This is a genomic window from Pseudoalteromonas sp. CF6-2 (assembly GCF_021729425.1).
GTDB classification, from domain to species: domain Bacteria; phylum Pseudomonadota; class Gammaproteobacteria; order Enterobacterales; family Alteromonadaceae; genus Pseudoalteromonas; species Pseudoalteromonas arabiensis.
Window position 1 is genome coordinate 1951925 of record NZ_CP091442.1, and the last position, 21146, is coordinate 1973070.

Here is a 21146-nt window from a genome sequence, read left to right on the forward strand (position 1 = left end):
TTTCATCTAAAAAAATAATTAACTCAGTTGGTTAGAGCACTACCGCTCTCTATGACCCGTGCCAAAGTCGGTGGGTCGAATCCACTCGGTCGTACCAATCCTCTATTTCAGCGTTTTCATCTAAAAATAAATAACTAAGAGCATTGAATTTACAGTACTTTTTGATATTTAAAAACACCTAATTGAGCTTATACTCGCTGGCAACTTTAACCCATACCAATTACTCTTTAGTATAGGGTCGTCCCCGAAATAAAATTAACATCATAAGGTCGTTCTCATGACGCGTCATCGAAAAATCGGATAACCGTTTCAAATTACTATATGGAAATATCTAAGACAAATAATTCGAATGTAATGCCTCTAACCAGTACGGGTGATCTAACGTAGCTCGGGCTTCGTTAAATTTTATTACAAATACAGTGTTGAAGACTAATCAAAAAGGGCTAAGCTTAACTTAAAAAAGAAGCTTAAAAAACTATGAAAGTATTTGCTGTAATTATATTTATCTTTTCGTATCAAGCATTCGCTGGACTTACTCCTGTTACTTACCAACTCGATGGCAAAGAAGTTACTCAAAATGCTGTACGCTATAAAGATGGTTATGGTTATAACTTGGGTGCTAAAAAAACGCTTCGATTAGTAACTCTTGATTGGCCTCCTTATATTGATGAAAACCTATGTAACAAAGGCTGGCTTTACCAATTTACGGTCCAATCTCTACTAAAAAAAGGCTATGGCGTCTATATTGGCTTTTATCCATGGGCTCGCGCAGTTAGAGAAGCGGAATTAGGAAAAGCCGATATCTTATTCCCCGAGTATTTCGTTGAGGACGATGTAATATCTGACAACTTTCTCAACCAAACTCGCAATAATCTATTAGCTTTAAGTCAACCAATACCAGGTGGCGACTTATCTTTTGTTACTTTAAAAGGTAACTCGATTACATTCAATGGTGACCTTGAAGCAATCAAGGAGCATGTTATAGGTGTAGTCCGTGCTTACAAAAACACCAAGAAACTTGATAGCATGATCGAAAGCAAAGAACTTGATACCATCGTCGCTAATAATGAATACCAACTTATTCATTTATTGCTGAGCAATCGTGTCAGCCTTATTGTTGCAGACCTAGAGGTTTTAAAAGCAAGTGTCTATAAATCTCAGCTATCTAACAGCGATAAGCAAAGAATTATAGAATCTCTAGTTGCTGTAGAACCAACTCTAGAACACAAACCACTTTATTATTCTGTCAGCAAAACAAGCCCAAACTGGAAAAATACCTTAAAAGATCTCAATGACGAAATAGACACCATGCAAAAAAGCGGTAAGTTTGATGAGTTTATTGAAGATATGAAAAAACAATGCTACAAATTCGATAAAGCGGCGTAACCGCCGCTTCATTTAGATTACACAGGGTATTACTCGGGTACTCTAACCCAGCCTTCCATTAACACGCGCGCACTTCGGCTCATACTTGCTTTTGTGACTTGCCATTTACCATCAACAAGTGTTGCAGCAGCGCCCACTTTTAATGTGCCAGAAGGATGACCAAAGTTAACTTCCTGACGCTCTCCCCCGCCTGCGGCGAGATTTACAAGCGTACCGGGTATAGCTGCAGCGGTGCCTATTGCAACCGCTGCTGTGCCCATCATGGCGTGATGCAATTTACCCATTGACATAGCACGTACCACTAAATCAATATCAGTATCGTTTACAACTTTGCCGCTTGATGCATGGTAGGTTGTTGCTGGAGCTACCCAGGCTACTTTTGGCGTATGTTGACGTGCTTTTGCTTCATCAAGATGAGAAATTAACCCCATTTTTAACGCCCCATAGGCACGAATTGTTTCTAATTTTTCAAGTGCAGATGCATCACCGTTAATCGCTTCTTGAAGCTCTGTACCATCATAGCCAACTTCACTGGCGTTTATGAAAACCGTTGGAATACCCGCATTGATCATCGTCGCAGACAGCATACCAATCCCCGGAACTTCAAGTTCATCCACTAAATTACCTGTTGGGAATAATGCACCTTCACCATCTGCCGGATCCATAAATTCAAGTTTCACTTCAGCGGCTGGAAAGGTCACGCCATCAAGCTCAAAATCACCGGTTTCTTGCACTTCACCGTTAGTAATTGGCACATGCACTATGATGGTTTTACTAATATTGACTTGCCATACTTTAACTTCAACAACGCCGTTATCAGGAATTTTACTCGCATCAACAAGACCATTCGATATCGCAAAAGCCCCAACTGCTGAGGTTAGATTGCCGCAGTTACCACTCCAATCAACATACGCTTTATCGATGGCCACTTGACCAAATAAATAATCAACATCGTGATCTGGTTTAGCGCTTTTCGATAAAATCACCGTTTTACTCGTACTTGAGGTTGCACCGCCCATACCATCAGTTTGTTTTTGGTAAGGATCGGGGCTACCAATCACACGTAATAATAGGTTATCGCGGGCCTCGCCTGCCACTTGGGCAGGCTCAGGTAAATCAATTAAGTTAAAGAACACCCCTTTACTGGTGCCGCCACGCATATAGGTTGCTGGCACCTTCATTTGTGGTTTAAACGCCATAGTTTAGTGCTCCTCAGATTCTAAGAAATCTTGCGCGAAACGTTGTAGCACACCACCAGCTGAATAAATTGACACTTCTTCAGCGGTATCTAAACGACATGTCATTGGTACTTCAACGGTTTCACCATTGGCACGGCTAATCACCAATGTCAGTGTTGCACCAGGTGTTGGCTCACCTTTGACACTAAAGCTCTCACTACCATCAATGCCTAAAGTCATTCGTGTCGTGCCAGCTTTAAATTCAAGTGGTAATACGCCCATACCAATTAAGTTAGTGCGGTGAATACGCTCAAAGCCTTCGGCTGCAATCACTTGAACACCTGCAAGGCGTACACCTTTTGCAGCCCAGTCACGTGATGAGCCTTGGCCATAATCAGCACCAGCCACAATGATAAGTGGTTGTTTACGCTGCATGTAGGTTTCAATGGCTTCCCACATACGTGTTACTTTGCCTTCAGGTTCAATGCGAGCATATGAACCTTGCTTCACTTCACCATTTTCTTTAACCATTTCATTCAATAATTTAGGGTTTGCGAATGTTGCACGCTGCGCTGTTAAATGGTCACCTCGGTGAGTAGCATATGAGTTAAAATCTTCTTCAGGGAGACCCATTTTAGCTAGGTATTCACCAGCAGCACTTGACGCTAAAATCGCGTTTGAAGGCGACAAATGATCAGTGGTGATATTGTCGCCTAGTACGGCTAGTGCACGCATATCACATAAAGAACGTTCACCCGCTAATGCCCCTTCCCAATAAGGTGGGCGGCGAATATAAGTACTTTGTGGGCGCCATTGGTAAAGCGGATCGTTGTCTTCACCGTAATCTACACTTAAATCAAACATTGGCTCGTAAACCTTTTTAAACTGCTCAGGTTTAACACTTTGTTTGATCACTGCATCAATTTCTTCATCTGTTGGCCATAAATCCATTAGGCGAATTTCGTTGCCTTGTTGATCATGCCCTAATACATCTTTTTCGATATCAAAACGAATCGTACCCGCAATAGCATAAGCAACAACCAGTGGCGGTGATGCTAAAAATGCTTGTTTGGCATATGGGTGAATACGGCCATCGAAATTACGGTTACCCGAAAGTACAGCAGTTGCGTATAAATCACGATCAATCACTTCTTGCTGAATTTTAGGATCAAGCGCACCACTCATGCCATTACAGGTCGTACATGCAAACCCCACAATACCAAAGCCAAGTTGCTCAAGCTCAGGTAATAAGTTAGCTTCTTCTAGGTAAGATTTCACCGCTTTAGAACCCGGTGCCAGTGATGTTTTAACCCATGGCTTACGGGTTAACCCTTTAGCGTTAGCATTACGCGCAAGTAAACCTGCGGCAATGACATTGCGTGGGTTACTGGTATTAGTACAACTTGTAATTGCTGCGATAATACACGCGCCATCTGGCATTAAGCCTTCTTCATTTTCTAAGACGCCAGTGATACCCGCTTTATCAAGTTCGCTGGTTGCAACACGGCGATGTGGATTAGATGGACCCGCAATATTTCGACCTACAGATGACAAATCAAAGGTTAATACACGCTCATACTCGGCCGTTTTAAGGCTATCACTCCAAAGACCAGTTTCTTTTGCGTAAGTTTCGACTAGTTTAACTTGCTCTTCTTCACGGCCAGTCAAACGTAAGTAATCAAGTGTGTTGTCATCGATGTAGAACATCGCAGCTGTTGCGCCAAACTCTGGCGTCATATTAGAAATAGTTGCTCTGTCACCGAGAGTCAGTGCATCGGCACCTTCACCATAAAATTCAAGGTAGGTCGAAACGACTTTTTCATTGCGTAAAAATTCGGTGATCGCTAATACGATATCCGTTGCAGTAATACCCGGCTGTGGTTTACCAGTCAGCTCAACACCGACAATATCAGGTAAACGCATGTAAGAAGCACGCCCCAGCATCACGCTTTCAGCTTCAAGGCCACCCACACCGACAGCAATAACACCTAACGCATCGACCATAGGTGTGTGGCTATCTGTACCCACTAATGTATCTGGGAATGCCACGCCATCACGTTTTTGGATCACTGGCGACATTTTCTCTAAATTGATTTGATGCATAATGCCATTACCCGGCGGGATCACATCAATATTTTTAAATGCTGTTTTCGTCCAATTGATAAAGTGAAAACGGTCATCGTTACGACGGTCTTCAATCGCACGGTTTTTTTCAAATGCGTCTGGTTCAAAACCTGCGTGTTCAACCGCTAATGAATGGTCAACAATTAACTGTGTTGGTACCACAGGGTTTACTTTTGCAGGATCGCCGCCTTTTGCAGCAATGGCATCTCGAAGGCCTGCTAAATCAACTAACGCTGTTTGACCTAAGATATCGTGACATACAACGCGCGCAGGAAACCAAGGGAAATCTAAATCACGCTTGCGGTCAATCAATTGCGACAGTGCATCATTGAGCATTTCAGGTTCACAGCGACGAACTAAGTTTTCAGCAAGGACACGTGATGTGTAAGGAAGTGTAGCATAGCTGCCCGGTTTAATTGCATCAACAGCAGCGCGCGTATCAAAGTAATCGACTCCGGTGCCTGCTAATGGTTTTCTAAAATTTGTATTCATGATGATTCTACTTGTACTTGGTGACGGTGAACAAAGGTGGGCTGATTGTTTTTGTATTTATTTCGCCCCTTCATAAAGGGGCAGCTAAGCCACCCCTATCACTATTTAATTAACGATTAACGCTCAGAAATTGGCGTATAGCTACGCGCTTCTGGGCCCGTATAATCTGCACTTGGGCGTATAATACGGTTATTGGCACGTTGCTCTTTCACGTGTGCTGTCCAACCTGTAACACGGCTCATCACGAAAATTGGCGTGAATAACTTAGTTGGGATACCCATGAAGTGATACGCAGATGCATGGAAGAAATCAGCATTACAGAATAATTTCTTTTCACGCCACATGACCTCTTCACAGCGAACAGATACAGGATATAGAACATCGTCACCCACTTCATCAGCCAGTTTTTCTGACCATTTTTTGATGATCACGTTACGTGGATCTGATTCACGGTAAATAGCGTGACCAAAGCCCATAATCTTGTCTTTACGTTCAAGCATACCCATTAGCGCCTCTTCAGCTTGGTCTGCACTTGTGAAGCCTTCAATCATATCCATTGCCGCTTCGTTAGCACCACCATGTAATGGACCACGTAAACTACCAATCGCACCCGTTACACAAGAGTGAATATCAGACAATGTTGACGCACATACACGCGCAGTGAATGTTGATGCATTAAACTCATGCTCTGCATAGAGAATTAAAGACACATTCATTACTTGCTCAAATAATGCTGATGGTGCTTTATCGTGTAATAAATTTAAGAAATGTGCGCCTACCGAATCATCATCTGTTTCAGTGTCGATGCGAACGCCGTCATGGCTAAAACGATACCAATAACAAATAATACTTGGGAATACGGCAACTAGGCGGTCAATCGCATCATTCGCCTCTGAGAAATCTTGCTCCATTTCAAGATTACCTAGCATAGAACAACCGGTACGCATTACATCCATTGGGTGCGCGTCTTTGGGAATGTTCTCAAGCACTGTTTTTAGTGCATCTGGTAAACCACGTAGTGATTTTAGCTTTGCTTTATATTCAGTAAGCTCAGACTCTGTGGGTAATTCACCACGTGACAGTAAAAAAGACACTTCTTCAAACTGCGCTTTATCTGCTAATTCACTAATATCATAACCACAATAAGTTAAACCTGAACCTGATTTACCTACTGTACACAGTGCTGTTTCACCTGCTACTTGACCACGTAAACCTGCGCCGCCTAATGCTTTATCTACCATGAGTGTTCTCCTTATATGTTGTCGTTATGATTTTTTAGCTGAGAAAAGGTTATCGAGTGTGTTTTCATATGAGTGATAGTCTAAAAACTCATAGAGTTCAGCACGTGTTTGCATGTTGTCTAATTGGCTTTGTTGCGAGCCCTCGCTAAGAATAGACGAATACACATTAAGTGCTGCTTTGTTCATCGCTCTAAATGCACTAAGTGGGTAAAGTACAATTTCAACACCCACTTCGCTTAATTGCTCAGCTGTATATAGCGGTGTCTGGCCAAACTCAGTGATGTTCGCAAGAATTGGCACATTTAACGCTTTAGCAAATGCTTGATAATCTGCTAAATCATGCACAGCTTCTGCAAAGATAGCGTCGGCACCTGCTTCAACACATGCGGCAGCGCGGTCAATGGCTGCATTTAAGCCTTCTTTTTGGAATGCATCAGTACGCGCCATAATGTAAAAATCGCTATCTGTTTTCGCATCAACTGCGGCTTTAATACGGTCAACCATTTCATCTTTAGACACGATTTCTTTATTAGGACGGTGACCACAACGTTTTTGTGCAACTTGGTCTTCAATATGGAAGCCCGCAGCGCCCGCTTTAGTCATTTCTTTAACAGTACGAGCAATATTAAATGCACCGCCCCAACCTGTGTCAGCATCAACAAGAAGCGGTAAGTCGGTAGCGCTGGTAATTCGACGAATATCTTCAAGTACGTTATCTAAGCTTGTCATACCTAAATCTGGCATACCGTATGATGCGTTAGCAACACCCGCACCTGAGAGGTAAAGTGCTTGGTGACCTGTTTTTTCTGCCATCATTGCGCAGTACGCATTGACGGTGCCAACCACTTGCAGTGGCTTATTGTTGGCGATTGCCTGTTTGAACTTTAATCCTGCTGACATTGGATAACTCCTATCTTTGAACGGTTTCAGCTCTTTGGCTGACTCTAATTTTTAAAGCTAAATTGTGACTGTTTAACTAAGGCGCTACTGATTTTTTGCTGCGAGTAAGTCAAACTTAGTCTGAATATTTGCCTGAGACGCACTAATATGGCGTTTCATAAGCATTTCGGCCAATTCACCATCATGGTTTTCAATGGCATTGATAATTGCCAAGTGTTCGTCAAATGCTTTTGATACACGCGGCCCAACCATCCCCATTTGTACACGGTACATACGAATTAACTGGTACAACTCATTACATAAAAGATGAATTAGATGCGCGTTTTTAGACCCTTTAATAATGCGATAATGAAAATCAAGGTCGCCCGCTTCTTGGTAGTATGATTCACCTTCTTTTACACGCTGTGTTTGTAAGTGCTGATTCAATAACTGTTTTAAACCTTGCACTTCTTCAGGTTCCATATTGTCAGCAGCTAACCGACAAGCAAGTCCCTCTAAGGCACTACGTACCTGATAAACTTCGATTAAACGCTCAGCGGTCAGTGCTACAACACGACAACCGACATTCGCTTTACGCTCTACCAAATAACAGCTCTCTAAACGATTTAGCGCCTCACGTAAGGTGGCACGGCTTACACCATAGCGTTTAGCAAGTTCTGGCTCAGAAATTTTGCTGCCCTGCTCAATGGTGCCTTGTACAATTTCACGACGCATGTCGACAAACACTTGGTCTGATGCCGTTGTTATCGTGATATCGTTGTAGTTATCGTTGGCTTTTTGCTCTGTCATAAATAGGTCTATTTAAGTACTAAATTAAGATTGTCGACAATTTGTAAGTTCACTATGCGCCCTATGATTGAATGTGTCAACCTTGAGATCGGAAAAATAGACTAAAAAACCAGCAAAATGTCGACATAAAATGATATTTATCAAAAATAATGACTATAAAAGACATTTATATCGGTAATATGTCGACACTTTAATCTCACTCTGAAAAAGCTAAAAATATCCCCTGACAGCGCTATAAATGGTATGATCAGCCTATTATTACGTGACGTGAGAGCCATTTAGTGGACGCTAATACATATATTCCAGACTCATTTATTGATGATGTAAAAAGCTACCTTCCTGAACATTTATCATTAGACGACTTTATTGCAGCCTGTCGCCGCCCACTTAGACGATCTGTTCGCGTAAATACATTAAAAATGTCAGTCTCAGAATTTCAGCGTCAATGCGCCAACAAAGGATGGGAGTTAACAGCAATCCCATGGTGCAAGGAAGGGTTCTGGTTAACACGTCCAAGTGAGGAAGAAGAAGCCCTTGCAATCGGTAATACCGATTTACACTTAAGTGGTGCTATGTATGTGCAAGAAGCCAGTTCAATGCTACCGCCGGTTGCTCTTCGAGCCGAAGTTAAGCAAAGCGATGCGGTACTTGATATGGCATCGGCACCGGGTTCAAAAACATCACAAATCGCCGCCATGATGGATAATACTGGCGTGTTAGTTGCCAATGAGTTGTCATCATCTCGCTTAAAAGTCTTGGCAGCAACACTCAAGCGTATGGGTGTAGGTAATTGTGCATTATCACATTTTGACGGTGTGATCTTTGGGGATTACATGTATGAGTGCTTCGACAGTATTTTGCTAGACGCCCCGTGTTCAGGTGAAGGCACGGTTCGTAAAGATGCAGACGCCCTAAAGAATTGGTCAATTGAGTCTAATATAGATATTGCTGCTGTACAAAAAGCCCTTATCAAAAGTGCCTTTTATGCCCTAAAACCTGGCGGCACATTAGTTTATTCGACCTGTACTTTAACACCACTTGAAAACCAACAAGTGTGCGAGTATCTATTAGCAGAGTTCCCTGCTTGCGTCGAAGTTCAATCGCTCGATAACCTGTTTGATGGCGCTGATAAAGCGACAACCAGCGAAGGTTATTTGCATGTTTGGCCACAAACTTACGACAGTGAAGGTTTCTTCATCGCTAAATTTAAAAAAATAGCCTCAATTGACAACCCACATCAAAAAGTTAAAAAAGGCGCATTTCCGTTTGCTGAGTTTGATAAAAAGCAAAGCCAAGCGTTTATGCAAACAATTAAAAAACAGTTCGGTCTAAAATCACTCAAAGGCACCTTAATGCAGCGTGATAAAGAGCTTTGGTTGTTTCCTGATGGCTTTGATGAACTGCAAGATAAAATTAAATACTCACGTTTAGGCATTCAACTTGGTGTGATCCATAAAGGCGGAGTTCGCTTAGCACATGAATTCGCCACCGTCTTTGGTCAAGATTGCGAAAAAAATACCTTTGAGATGTCTGCTTGCCAAGCAAACGATTACTTTAACGGTAAAGATATTCGGCTCGAAAAACCAACTCAAGATAATGGTGAAGTAGTGTTAATGTTATGTGGCTGTCCGGTAGGCCTCGGTAAGTGGCAAAAGAATAAAATCAAGAACTCACTACCACGTGATTTAGTACAAAATTCCCAGTTAATAACTTGGGTATAAGTTGCGTATAAACCCTGAACAAACACATACCTTTAATAGGTAAAATGGTGTAACAAGTTGATTTAAAACCAATATAAAAATTGTACATTTATCGTGCAATTTCCCACTATTTAACTACACTTAAAAGTACTTTCTACTTCTCCCTACTGAATTTAGAAGGTGTTTTTTTATAGTTAGCGCAGGCTCGCAAGAGCCACCCCCTAAGCCCAGAACAATGCGGATTCGTTCTGGGCGTTTTTTATGCAAAAGTCGCATTGCACTATTCATTGCTTTTTGATTCTATTACAGAAAATAGATGAAAAGGGATTGAACATGTTAAAATCATCACGCTTTTTAATTACGGCATTTATTAGTTTAAACACAAGCGCTCAGAATACCTCATACCAAGGCTTTTCCTACCCAGATAACGCCAGTAACGCAATAAGTATTACCTTTGACGATGCAAGACATAGTCAAGTCGATAATGGGTTGTCGTTATTAAATAAATACAAAGTTAAAGCCACCTTTTATGTTTCCCCCTTTAATGTTGAGGAACGAGTAAGTAAGTGGCAAAAAGTTGTAAAAGACGGTCACGAAATAGCCAACCACACTAATAAGCATTTATGTACTGGGAATTTTGAATGGTTGCGTCAACAAGGTTTATCCTTAGAACAAGCTTCACTTAAGGATATTGAAAAAGATATCATAGACAGCCAACAGTATATAAAGCGCACGTTAGGTGTTGATGCAAAGGCATTTGCATACCCTTGTGGCAATACTTTTGTAGGCCGAGGGGCTAACACTAAAAGTTATGTTCCATTAATAGCCAAACATTTTGACACAGGCCGAACTTGGTTAGATGAAACAGCAAACAACCCCAACTTTACTGACTTTTCACAGTTAACAAGTCTACGGATCGATGGACTCACATTTGCAGAGATTAAGGCCATGATAGAACAACATCGAACGAATAATAGCTGGATCATTCTGGCTGGGCATGAAATAGGCGAACGTGGCCAATACTCTACCGATATAAACGCATTAGAAGAGCTGATTAATTACTTACAAAAACCAGAAACTGGCTACTGGTTAGCAACTGTTAGTGAAGTGTCTAGCTATATCAAGCAACATAGAAAAGACCTACAGTGAATCTAACGTGCTTTAAAACAAAGTGAGTAGCTTTTTAGTTCTTTAACATCGTATTAGTATTAAAATTTTTGCAGCTGCGTTTATAAGCCGGTGTTTGTCTAACACGGCTAAATTCATTGCCAAATTGAAGTGATAAACACACTATACCTAAGCGCTCCATTCGCTCTGACATATTTAAAATACTATTAAATTTATAACCATGTTTAGAAGCTAGCTTAAGCTCATTTACATATAGTGCTTTATAGGTAGGCGGTAGATTAGTCCAGTGCATTAAAGCGATTTGAATAATACCTAGATGAGTATTAAATTCATAAGGCCCCATTTTTTTCGCTTCTTGGAGATAGCCATATACTCGCTCAGAAGGCCCTTCTTGAAAGCTGACAACCTGAGCTAAGGCAACCCAAGTTTGCGCCCAAGTGCTCCTTAGCTCAACCGATTTTAATAGTGCTTGTTCAACTTGTTGGTATGTATCTTCAACCTGCTTAATTTGCTCATTCGATGATATATTCATTTTTGATAAACCTAACATTTTAATATGAGCCAAAAAATGCCAGTAATGCGGATGTTCAGGGTCCAAATCAGTTGCCAGCGTCATTGCATTTTCTGCGCTGAGCAACGATGTGTTAGAAGAATCAAGAGCAGTGGCCTGCACAATATTTAGCGCATTAAAATACCACGCATTCGCACGCATACTTTGTAGGCTTGAATAAGTAATAAAAAGCACTAAGACGGCTAAAATAGAGCTAGTTACAGTTTTACCTATGTTAAATTTAGTCATTAAATAAGCATTCTGTTAATCGTTGCGGATTAGTAATGAAGATTGAGTTAGCTTGTTCTACACCGATTAATTGCGAGACAGTTTTTTTAGCCTGGCTAAGAACGGGAGGACGACGTTTAACGGAATGAGTATCAGAGGCAATATAACTAACTAGGCCATCGTTAAGCATTTGCAATGATATGGCTTTTGCGTTTTCCCCCCACTCACCTTGGATACTTGATGCTGTTAACTGAAAATCACAGCCTAATTGTTTTAAGTGCTGAATATAATATAGATTAGACTGAATATCTCGGTTACGCTCCGGATGCGGAATAATTACCCGAATATTTTGTTTATCAAGCCATTGGATAAATTTATCGTAACCTTGTGGCATATGCGAATGTGGTAACTCTAATAACAGTACATTTTTATTAGCTATTTCCCCAATAAAAGGTAACTGATTAGACATAACCAATGCCATAAGTTCTACATCGAGACGCACTTCTGCTGCGGCAGCTAACTTTACACCAATACCAGCATTTTTTGCATGTAGACGCAAGTTAACCAAGCTCTCGTAAATATGAGAGCTTCGGTTATTAAATCTACCTATATGTATATGTGGTGTAGCAACCATATGGGTTATACCATCATCTTCAGCCATTTTAAGAAGCGCTAAAGATTCATCTAGATCTTTAGCGCCGTCATCAATACTTGGCAAAATATGACTATGAATATCAAACATAAACTAACTTAGTTACGCTTGAGGTTTTTCAGGTTGCTGTGAGTAATCGTAATAATCATAATACCCTTGACTGTGTTCATCTTTAGACTTACTCATATCCACTTGGTTTAGTAAAACACCCGCAACATGAGCTTTTACTTCAAATAGACGCTCAAGCCCTGCGGTGATAGGTTTAATACGTGTTATATCTGATTTAACAACATATACAACCGAGTCAACACTTTGTGCTATTACTAGTGCATCACTAACCGCTTGAGTCGGTGGCGTATCAACAATAATATGATCATACTTACCTTTTAATTCACTAAGCAAATCAGAAAAGCGGCTGCTCGAGAGGAGCTCAAGTGGGTTAGAGGGTATCTGACCACTGGGCATTATAGTTACACCAGATTGCGAATCCTCATGTACACAATCAGTTAATTGATCTGTGCCAATAATTAAATTACTCAAACCAGGGTGAAACACTGGTATATCAAATCGTTTTGCTAGAGTTGGCTTACGTAAATCAGCATCAATTAACAACACCTTCCCCATTTGCGCTAACGACATGGCTAAATTAGCAGAAGTAGTGGTTTTACCTTCTCCTGGCGAAGTCGATGTAACAGCAATAACCTGATGTGCGCGGTCAAGATGAGTTAATAATAGACTAGTACGGAAAGTTCGTACCGATTCAGCAAAGCGACGATACGTATCATCTAAGTAAGCATGGATCGGAAAGAAACTCTTTTTAGGAATTGCAACATGAGGTAGCAAACCTAACATTCGCTGCGCTAGTTTATTTTCAACATCATTTTTATTTTTAACAGTATCGTTTAGCGCGTCAAAAACGAATGTCATCACCATTGCAAAACCTAAGCTTGCAACAAAGGCTAAAATAATAATTAACTTTTTATTTGGTTTACTTGGATTTCTTGGTGCATATGCACGGTCTGTAAAACGAGCTGCTGCTGAACTAAAGTCGCTGGTTACTTCAGTCTCTTTAGAGCGAGATAAAAAGGTATTAAAAATATTACGGTTTGTTTCAACTTCACGCTTTAACTGGTTATATTGCGTCTCTTTACGCGTTACATCTTGATACTCAGCACGGATTTTTGCTAAATCTCCTTCAAGAGCACTGACAGTACGCGCAATCCTATTCAACTCTTTCTCAATACCAGTAATCAAACCTTTAATTTGCTTATTAAGGTTCGTTTTTACTGTCGCTAACTCAGCTTTAGCTGAAATCATTTTAGGATGTTTAGGGCCATATACCTCAGCTAATTCGCTCACCTTTCGCTCAGCTAACACCACTTCACGTTTAACATCTTGTACTACACGGTGCGAAGTAATTTCAGGCATACTTCCCAGTAACTCAATGTTATCATTGCCATATTCATTGATAACACGGTTTATACTTTCCAAATTGTTTTTTGTAGCGCGAGCGTCAACAAGCTGCTTAGACGTTTGCTCTAACTCTTGAGTTATAAGCCCCGCAATACCTTCAATGTCGACAAGTTTTTGCTCTTCTCGGTAGTTTTGTAAGCGAACTTCAGAGCTGTCAAGTTGAACTCGTAGCTCTGATAAGCGGGTATTCAACCAACTTGAAGCCTGTTGGGTGATGCCCATTTTAGCGCGCATTTGGCTTTCAATATAAACCTCACCTACGGTATTAGCGACTAAGGCAGCAAGTTTAGGATCGCTCGATTCAAAACTAACTTTTACAAGTTGGGTCTTGCGAATAGGTGATACGCTCAGGTTAGCTCTAAACGTAGCAAGTAAATCCAGCATTTTTAACTCAGCAATCTCCTGCTCGGTGAGCACTGAACGTTCAGACTTGTTAAGAAATGGCAAAAGTTGCTTCGCCATACTTTTTAACTCATCACTGAATGAAGGTTTATTAATAAAGTCCGGATGCTCTGCCAAATTTAGCTTTGTGATGACCTCTCGGGCTATACTATCCGACTTTATTACTTCAAACTGAGTTTGATAATATTCTTTTTTCGTTGAATCTAAGCCATAAACTTCATCAAAGCTAACAGCTTTTGTTTGTTCTGACTCAATCAGTAAGGTTGCAGAAGCTATATACTTAGGTACCAAGGTTAGAGTAACCATCATGGTAAATAAAGTTACAACAACCGAAAAACCTAAGATTTTCCATTTATTCTGTTTGATAACATTAAGGTAAGCGCCTAAATCAATGAGTTCTTCATTGCTATTAGGCTTTTCTGATAGTGAATTCATTTTTAATTACTGCCTTTAACTGCCTAAAACAAGCGCTGTTCTATTTTTATAGTGTCACCAGCAGCAATTTGGCTATTTAAGTTACCTTTTTGTTGCTGCGCTTTGGTTTTCTCTTTAAAAATAAAAATTTTGTCAACAGAGGCTCGCTCAGTTAATCCGCCAGCTAATGCAATTGCTTGGTTTACTGTCATTGCAGGTTGATACGGATACGCACCAGGCTCCTTAACTTCACCGTGGATATAAAAAGGACGGTATTCCACGACTTGAGCATATACGTTAGGGTTAACCAAATAATCAGGCTGTAAACCCTCGCTAATCGTTTGCTCAACTTGCGAAATATTTAATCCGACAAGCTTGACCTTACCTAAAAAAGGGTAATTAATCTCACCGCTATTACCTAGCAGTGAGGTTACATCTAAATCTGGCTGGCCAAATACTTTAATTTCTATTTTATCACCAGCCCCTAAGATATAGTTTTTTGAATCATCAGCAAAACTATAAACACTTAGGAGCAAGGTTAAAGCTATTAAAATTTTGACCTTCATTCATTACCCTTTAACGCAAAAGTAAAATTAAGGCCCACGATTACACGATCAAATTCGATGTTAGCTTGGTTTGAGTTACGGTCTATGAAATCAACATAACCCGATACCATACCAAAGTTGTTTGCTAGATAGTTCAACCCAAGACGTGCGTTTTTAACTTTATCTTTGCGATTAAAATTGCCCACGTACTCTTGATCCACATAATTTGCGCTGACTACTGAGCTTAAAGATTCACTCCAATCATGTTGCCATGTAGCACCATATACACTCTCACGAATAAAATCGCCTTGAACCAAAGGATCCTTTGCTGCACGGCTAGTTACCAATTGTAATGACGTATAAGAAAGTGGTTTCCAAACAACCGCAGCTTCCCAGCTTAAACCGCTGAAATTATCCCGAAGATTCGACTCGAAATCTTTATTCTGATAACCGACTTTAAACGATCCCGTTGTAATGGCTGTCGCTTCCCATTCCATACCCAACAATACTTTAACATCATCTGAATCACGAGAAATACCATTAGAATCAATAACATCGTAGCGATAGTTTTCCTGCTTTATCTCTACAAAGGCACGGCTACCGGCATGTGTATTATAATAACCAGTAATACCTAGCATAGGTTTGTCGTAATCACGGAAACGAGATATCTCAGAAAAATTTTGATAATTTTTATTATAGTAGCCAGCCATAAAAGCGACCTGCGCCTTAGAGCTTAGGGCACCATATTCATACCTAGCAGAGAAATTCTGTTGTTGGTATGTAATTAAGTCATCAATAGTATTACCCTGACCTTCTGTCAAACCTGCACCACGTGCTTCTGACAGCCAATCAGCATCACCTTTAATATCTACACGGTGTTTACTGGTAAATTCTTTATGCAAACCAGCGCCTAGATTTATTTGCGTAAAGTTATCAGTAGAATCTTTATTATGAAGTGCAGAACGTGTAGCAATATCAAATTCATAATTGTCTGGACCGTCTTCAATCAATGCATTTAAACTAGGTGCTATTTCCCATATTAGACGAGACTGGGTATCTGATGGTGTCATAAAAAAGTTGTCGTTGCTACTAACACCTAATTGGAGCGTAGGCGTGAGCTCTGCTCCATCCTCAGTCATAAAACTGCCTGGCTTTAATTCAACTGCGATCGCAGGTGCAGATAAACCCAGTGCAATAGGTAAAAATAAAATTGTATTAGTACGCATTTTCACTTTTAAATCCCTTAAAAATTGTCATAAAAATTATTTTCACATCAAGCCACAAGGACCAGTGCTTAATGTAATGTAAGTCGTATTCAACTCGTTTAGCCATCTTATCAAGTGTATCTGTTTCACCGCGCCAGCCATTAATTTGAGCCCAACCGGTGATACCAGGTTTTGCTTTGTGTCTAATCATGTAGAAATCGACCTTAGATCTGTATTCTTCGTTATGAGCTACAGCATGAGGTCTTGGGCCGACTATTGACATTTCACCTCTTAATACATTGATGAATTGAGGTAACTCATCAAGGCTAGTTCTTCTCAAGAAGCCACCAAGCTTAGTAATACGCGCATCATTTTTTGTCGCTTGTGTAACTACGTCACTATTTTCGGTGACTGTCATAGACCTAAACTTCCACACTTTAATTTTTCGACCATCTAAACCATATCGATCTTGTTTGAAGATTATATTTCCAGGGGAAGTAAGCTTAACTGCAGCAGCGATCACTAACAGTAAAGGGGAAATTAATAACAGAATTAATGAAGAAACAATAATATCTTCAGTACGCTTAATAAACTCCTGCGCACCTATTAAAGGTGATTCAAACACGCTTAATGTATCTAAATTACCAACATGTTCTATCCTAGCGTGAATCAAGTTAGAAAGTAGAAAATCAGGAATAACATGCACATCAACCGTCGTATTGCCAAGCTGTAATAAAATATCAGCAATACGCTTTTCAGCTTTTAGTGGTAATGCAATGTATAATATGTCTATTTCACCATCCCGAGCCCGATCAATTGCGGTTTGAATGTTGCCTTCCACGTCATAATTGGCGGCTTTTTCAAACAAACGTTCAGGTTTACGGTCATCAAAGAAACCCATAAACTTGAAGCCTAACTCGCTATTATTTTCAATTTCTTTATGTAAATACGCTGCCCCTTCAGTTGCACCAACAATTGCAACATTACGAAGATTCAAGCCTAATCGACGTCGATTACGTTTGTATAAATGAACAGCCAAACGCCAGCTAAATAAAAGCAGCAAGCTCACAAAAAACCAAATGGTTAACCCTAAACGAGACAATACTTCTGTGAATTTAAAAACAAATGAAATACAAAACATCGTTGAAAACGCAACGACTAAAGAAACCCAAGAGCATAAAACCATGCTTCTGAATTTACCTGCACGCCACGATCGGTATGTAGATAATATTTCTGCACAATACATATAGGTAATTGTGATAGATAATGCAGCTGCAAGATAAGCTGAGGTAAAGTGAATAGTATAAATACTATTTGCTATTTGAAATGCAATAAAAAGTGTTAACAAGTCAAATAAGCGATAAAAATTTGCATCTGAAGAACTAGATGGTTTAAATGTTCTGCTTCTGTTCACTATATCTTCCTTGAACGGCAAGTAACTAAAAAATCAGCTGCAATAATATAGTGACAACAGGAACAGATCAACCAAAAAATAAGTATAAAGTGCCAAACAAAAATTGCATTAAATTGAAGTATAAAAAAGAAACATTTATAAAAATGAACGCAAGATAAACAAAAATAAACACAACATTATTAAATTAAACTATTCAGGGCAGATTCATATTTCTTTATTATTTGAATAAACAAAGGGATAGGAGCAGTTTATTGATAATCGATTTCCCAAAAAGGTAAAAAAACACAAGACTGTGCAAATTATAATCAAAATAAAATTGAAAAATTGGGGTTAATTTAAAAAAAATAAATTGCAAGAAGCTAGACCATTTACAAAAAATAAACATATTTAAGCAGTAAACATGAATATTACTCATATTAAGTTAATGTGACTGTAGTGAGATTGCATTACTTAATATGAGCGAAACCATATCAAATTACCAATTAAAAAGGACCGGTAAAACCTAACCCTCTCAGCCACTTTAGCTATTCTAATTTAACAGGGAGTTAAACCAGTCCCACAGGCCAAAGGAAAAGTTAGAAAATATATCAATTCCCAATGCAGATTTAGCCAAATATAAAATTAGCAATATAGTTAATAGGACAAATGAGACTGCCATGCTTAAAATTACCGCTTGCCCAAACTTAGCAACTTTTTGTTCTTGAGGAGTTAATTGTCGCCTATTTCGTCCAGCCAAAAGCACGTAGTAATAACGGTATTTAAATAATTTAACAACCCCTCTAAGGTCAACTGCGTGATTCCCCCATTGTCTTGCGCCGATTGCAATTTTCAAATGTACTAACTGTTCATCGGTAAATGTATTTTGAATACCCTCTGGCATTCTTTCCAACAAACTTCTAATTGCAGGGTCATCGTGTAAATCAGCCAAAATAAACCTTTTTAAATCCGTTTTAAAACGAGCGCAATTCTAACAAAATGAGCCAATTAAAAAAGTTAATTGGCTCATTTAGAATGAATTAATTCAAATTACCAGAACGGAAGGTATTTGTTTGTTCCCAGCTGTTTTCTTGTTGTAAAGGCAACGAGCCATTTTGGTTTATATTCGAACCAGAAAAGGAATGCTGATTCCAAATACGTGTAGCTGGCGACCATTTACAGCTTTTTGACGTTTTGACAGAAATACCATTAGTACCCGTGGCACCGCTTGGCAAAAGCAATGTATTGGAAACAGAGATAATTTCTCCAGAGCCATCACCATCTAAATCAACAACAATTGGGTACTCCCAAATTGTCCCTGAGGACTGCTTAGACGTATAAACTAATCTATTTTCTGATGCGCTAAATATATTTAACCCCGTTTCATCTATATTAATGATTTCATCTTTTCCATCGCCATTAAAGTCATATGTTATGACACCAGCGCGTTTACTAGAGGGATCGTTAATTGCAAAGGAGTTAATTAAAACGCCCTCTTTATTCAGTACTTTAATTAATTTACCGCCTGAGACAACAATATCTGGTTCACCATCGCCATCAACATCACCAATTGAAGGAACACCACCGCCTGAATCATCTGATTGATACTCCCAAATTACTGAGCCATCCTGTTCTAGAAGCTTAATACTTCCATCTAAGTCAGTTAGCACAATCTCAGGGTATGCATCATTATCAAAATTACCAATTGCAGCAAAGCCTTGTTGTGTATTTTTGTTCCAAAGAATTTGTCCGTCCATAGTATATAAAACACCATTTACTAAGACTTCCTGCTGGCCATCAAGATCTGCATCAAAAGCAATTGAATCAATCATTACGAAGTCGCCCTTATTATAATCCACAGGCTTTTTAAGCTTAACGATTGAATCATCATCAAGATTCACAATGTTATTGCCAATAATGAATTCAGCGGAACCATCACCATTAAGATCAGATATAGCGGAATTTCCAAATGCAAACCCTTTAGGAATAGCCTTAATCAAGTCGCCAGTATTACTATAAATCTTATAACTGTGATCAGTAGAATCTCTTACTATAACTTCAACCAAACCATCGTTATTAACATCTGCGGCAGCGATAGAGTAAGTTGAACTCGCTTTAATTGTTTTATAATTAAAAGATCCATCAAAGTTTTCAGTTTTCCACAACTCTTGACCATCGATACCGCTAAACGCTCGAACAATGCCCTGCGCACGATAATTAGCAATATTAAAAGTTACAGCCAAGATATCTGTCACATCTTTTTCGTCAATTATACCATCGCCATTATCATCATTTAGATTTACAGCTATCGGAGTTGAAATAACTTGGTCAAACTCCGGCATAAACTCACTGCCAGTCCAACTCCATTTATCAGTAACATCAATATCATTACAAACTGGCGCACCGATTTCAGGTAAGTCACCGCTGAATTCACCGCCTAACAATGTCATTGAACCATAAAAACTCTGGCCAATAATTGGCATCTTAGCAACACCATGAACACCTCTAATATCAGCAAACGGAGCTAAAACAACGCCTTGCCAACGATTCCCTTTGATATCAAGTTTTTTGGCATTCGCAAAGTTGAATACTGTTTTAGTTGCATGGTTATGTAAACTCGCAAAGCTTTTACCTTTTACAACAATATTATCATCGCCGGTTATGTTAAAAACGACTGTTGCGCCATGCGGGATCCCTGACACAGCGAAGGTATGTGCCTTAGCAAACTCCCGTGCGTCTAAGTTGAATACTTGTCTATCAGAGTCCCCATCACCTTCTAAGTAAAGGCCGCCCCACATACTCTTTACAGTACCCGTTGTTGAAAGCTCACTTAATCCAGCACTTAAATCTTTATAGTACTGTTCTTGCTCATCAAAGTTGAAAGGCATAGCAGATTCACTTTGATTCGATAGGATTTTAGAGCCCCATTGCATGCCCCACCGAACACTCCAGTTGACATCAGTAGCACCGCTGGCGATCATACTGCCCACATATTGACGACCTGACTTGAAAGCGATAGTAGATTCACTAATTAAATAATATTCGCCGGCATTGTAGGGTCTTGTATAACCAACACTGTATCCTTTCAGACTTATCTCACCGGCTGCAATTGCGCCCTCAGCACGACCTGAATTAGATTTAAAATCTTCAAAAACAAACGCAGAAAAATTATTGGCAACACCTAAGTCTGCGGCCAAAGTTGTTGAGCTAGCTAAACTAATAGCAATCACTGCGCTTAGCTTTGTTAATTTTAGTAATGAGTTAGTCATTATTTCCCTCGTAATGAAAGTGCGTCAATAGCAGCAAAAACTGTGTGTTCAGTTTGTAGTCATGTCCTTTAATTAATTGC

16 protein-coding genes are annotated in these 21146 nt (G+C 39.7%); 3 read left to right on the plus strand and 13 right to left on the minus strand.

Annotation, left to right across the window (positions count from 1 at the left end; translation table 11 throughout):
• Nucleotides 1-477 precede the first annotated feature (477 nt).
• Nucleotides 478-1386 (plus strand): transporter substrate-binding domain-containing protein, encoded by a 909-nt coding sequence (locus L3Q70_RS09055; protein WP_237114131.1) that lies wholly within the window; start codon nt 478-480, stop codon nt 1384-1386.
• Between the two features lie 29 nt (nt 1387-1415).
• Here the strand turns inward: L3Q70_RS09055 and prpF are convergent, their stop codons facing one another.
• From prpF to L3Q70_RS09080, 5 genes are all read right to left on the minus strand, one after another.
• Entirely contained in the window at nt 1416-2585 is a 1170-nt protein-coding gene (gene prpF, locus L3Q70_RS09060) for a 2-methylaconitate cis-trans isomerase PrpF (RefSeq protein ID WP_237114132.1), read from the minus strand.
• A 3-nt stretch (nt 2586-2588) separates the two neighbouring features.
• Nucleotides 2589-5180: a Fe/S-dependent 2-methylisocitrate dehydratase AcnD gene (gene acnD, locus L3Q70_RS09065; protein ID WP_237114133.1), complete on the minus strand. Its 2592-nt coding sequence runs from the start codon at nt 5178-5180 to the stop codon at nt 2589-2591.
• 116 nt (nt 5181-5296) lie between these two features.
• Nucleotides 5297-6421, minus strand: coding sequence for a 2-methylcitrate synthase (prpC, locus tag L3Q70_RS09070; RefSeq protein ID WP_062569202.1), 1125 nt, complete (start codon nt 6419-6421; stop codon nt 5297-5299).
• Between the two features lie 24 nt (nt 6422-6445).
• Complete coding sequence (gene prpB / locus L3Q70_RS09075) at nt 6446-7321, minus strand: methylisocitrate lyase (RefSeq protein WP_062569203.1); 876 nt, start codon at nt 7319-7321, stop codon at nt 6446-6448.
• 84 nt (nt 7322-7405) lie between these two features.
• Complete coding sequence (locus L3Q70_RS09080) at nt 7406-8110, minus strand: GntR family transcriptional regulator (protein WP_054554723.1); 705 nt, start codon at nt 8108-8110, stop codon at nt 7406-7408.
• A gap of 281 nt (nt 8111-8391) precedes the next feature.
• On the opposite strand from L3Q70_RS09080, the gene rsmF reads away from it, so the two are divergent.
• The gene (gene rsmF, locus L3Q70_RS09085; RefSeq protein WP_237114134.1) at nt 8392-9831 is read left to right on the plus strand and encodes a 16S rRNA (cytosine(1407)-C(5))-methyltransferase RsmF; all 1440 of its coding nucleotides are present in this window, start codon (nt 8392-8394) and stop codon (nt 9829-9831) included.
• 312 nt (nt 9832-10143) lie between these two features.
• A complete protein-coding gene (locus L3Q70_RS09090) occupies nt 10144-10959 on the plus strand; it encodes a polysaccharide deacetylase family protein (RefSeq protein ID WP_193988883.1) in 816 nt (271 codons plus the stop codon).
• 34 nt (nt 10960-10993) lie between these two features.
• On the opposite strand, the gene L3Q70_RS09095 is transcribed toward L3Q70_RS09090, so the two are convergent.
• The 8 genes from L3Q70_RS09095 to L3Q70_RS09130 form a co-directional block, all read right to left on the minus strand.
• Nucleotides 10994-11737 (minus strand): VpsP family polysaccharide biosynthesis protein, encoded by a 744-nt coding sequence (locus L3Q70_RS09095; protein ID WP_237114135.1) that lies wholly within the window; start codon nt 11735-11737, stop codon nt 10994-10996.
• A complete protein-coding gene (locus L3Q70_RS09100) occupies nt 11730-12458 on the minus strand; it encodes a CpsB/CapC family capsule biosynthesis tyrosine phosphatase (protein WP_062569206.1) in 729 nt (242 codons plus the stop codon). Before L3Q70_RS09100 ends, L3Q70_RS09095 begins: the two co-directional genes overlap by 8 nt.
• A 12-nt stretch (nt 12459-12470) precedes the next feature.
• Complete coding sequence (locus L3Q70_RS09105) at nt 12471-14678, minus strand: polysaccharide biosynthesis tyrosine autokinase (RefSeq protein WP_062569207.1); 2208 nt, start codon at nt 14676-14678, stop codon at nt 12471-12473.
• Nucleotides 14679-14701: 23 nt separating this feature from the next.
• Nucleotides 14702-15223: a polysaccharide biosynthesis/export family protein gene (locus L3Q70_RS09110; protein ID WP_062569208.1), complete on the minus strand. Its 522-nt coding sequence runs from the start codon at nt 15221-15223 to the stop codon at nt 14702-14704.
• The gene (locus tag L3Q70_RS09115) at nt 15220-16434 is read right to left on the minus strand and encodes an outer membrane beta-barrel protein (RefSeq protein ID WP_237114136.1); all 1215 of its coding nucleotides are present in this window, start codon (nt 16432-16434) and stop codon (nt 15220-15222) included. The genes L3Q70_RS09110 and L3Q70_RS09115 overlap by 4 nt, the downstream gene beginning before the upstream one ends.
• Nucleotides 16418-17821: an undecaprenyl-phosphate glucose phosphotransferase gene (locus L3Q70_RS09120; protein WP_062569210.1), complete on the minus strand. Its 1404-nt coding sequence runs from the start codon at nt 17819-17821 to the stop codon at nt 16418-16420. The genes L3Q70_RS09115 and L3Q70_RS09120 overlap by 17 nt, the downstream gene beginning before the upstream one ends.
• Nucleotides 17822-18350: 529 nt before the next feature.
• Nucleotides 18351-18749, minus strand: a complete 399-nt coding sequence (locus L3Q70_RS09125) for a 3-phosphoshikimate 1-carboxyvinyltransferase (RefSeq protein WP_237114137.1) — start codon at nt 18747-18749, stop codon at nt 18351-18353.
• An 88-nt stretch (nt 18750-18837) separates the two neighbouring features.
• The gene (locus L3Q70_RS09130; RefSeq protein WP_237114138.1) at nt 18838-21066 is read right to left on the minus strand and encodes a choice-of-anchor A family protein; all 2229 of its coding nucleotides are present in this window, start codon (nt 21064-21066) and stop codon (nt 18838-18840) included.
• Between the last annotated feature and the right edge of the window lie 80 nt (nt 21067-21146).

Bases quoted from the DNA above. Each gene is read 5' to 3' on its own strand.
- L3Q70_RS09090 (WP_193988883.1), top strand. From the start codon at position 10,144: ATGTTAAAATCATCACGCTTTTTAATTACGGCATTTATTAGTTTAAAC.
- prpB (WP_062569203.1), bottom strand. From the start codon at position 7,321: ATGTCAGCAGGATTAAAGTTCAAACAGGCAATCGCCAACAATAAGCCA.
- prpC (WP_062569202.1), bottom strand. From the start codon at position 6,421: ATGGTAGATAAAGCATTAGGCGGCGCAGGTTTACGTGGTCAAGTAGCA.
- L3Q70_RS09130 (WP_237114138.1), bottom strand. From the start codon at position 21,066: ATGACTAACTCATTACTAAAATTAACAAAGCTAAGCGCAGTGATTGCT.
- L3Q70_RS09055 (WP_237114131.1), top strand. From the start codon at position 478: ATGAAAGTATTTGCTGTAATTATATTTATCTTTTCGTATCAAGCATTC.
- L3Q70_RS09105 (WP_062569207.1), bottom strand. From the start codon at position 14,678: ATGAATTCACTATCAGAAAAGCCTAATAGCAATGAAGAACTCATTGAT.
- acnD (WP_237114133.1), bottom strand. From the start codon at position 5,180: ATGAATACAAATTTTAGAAAACCATTAGCAGGCACCGGAGTCGATTAC.
- L3Q70_RS09080 (WP_054554723.1), bottom strand. From the start codon at position 8,110: ATGACAGAGCAAAAAGCCAACGATAACTACAACGATATCACGATAACA.
- L3Q70_RS09100 (WP_062569206.1), bottom strand. From the start codon at position 12,458: ATGTTTGATATTCATAGTCATATTTTGCCAAGTATTGATGACGGCGCT.
- L3Q70_RS09110 (WP_062569208.1), bottom strand. From the start codon at position 15,223: ATGAAGGTCAAAATTTTAATAGCTTTAACCTTGCTCCTAAGTGTTTAT.
- L3Q70_RS09095 (WP_237114135.1), bottom strand. From the start codon at position 11,737: ATGACTAAATTTAACATAGGTAAAACTGTAACTAGCTCTATTTTAGCC.
- prpF (WP_237114132.1), bottom strand. From the start codon at position 2,585: ATGGCGTTTAAACCACAAATGAAGGTGCCAGCAACCTATATGCGTGGC.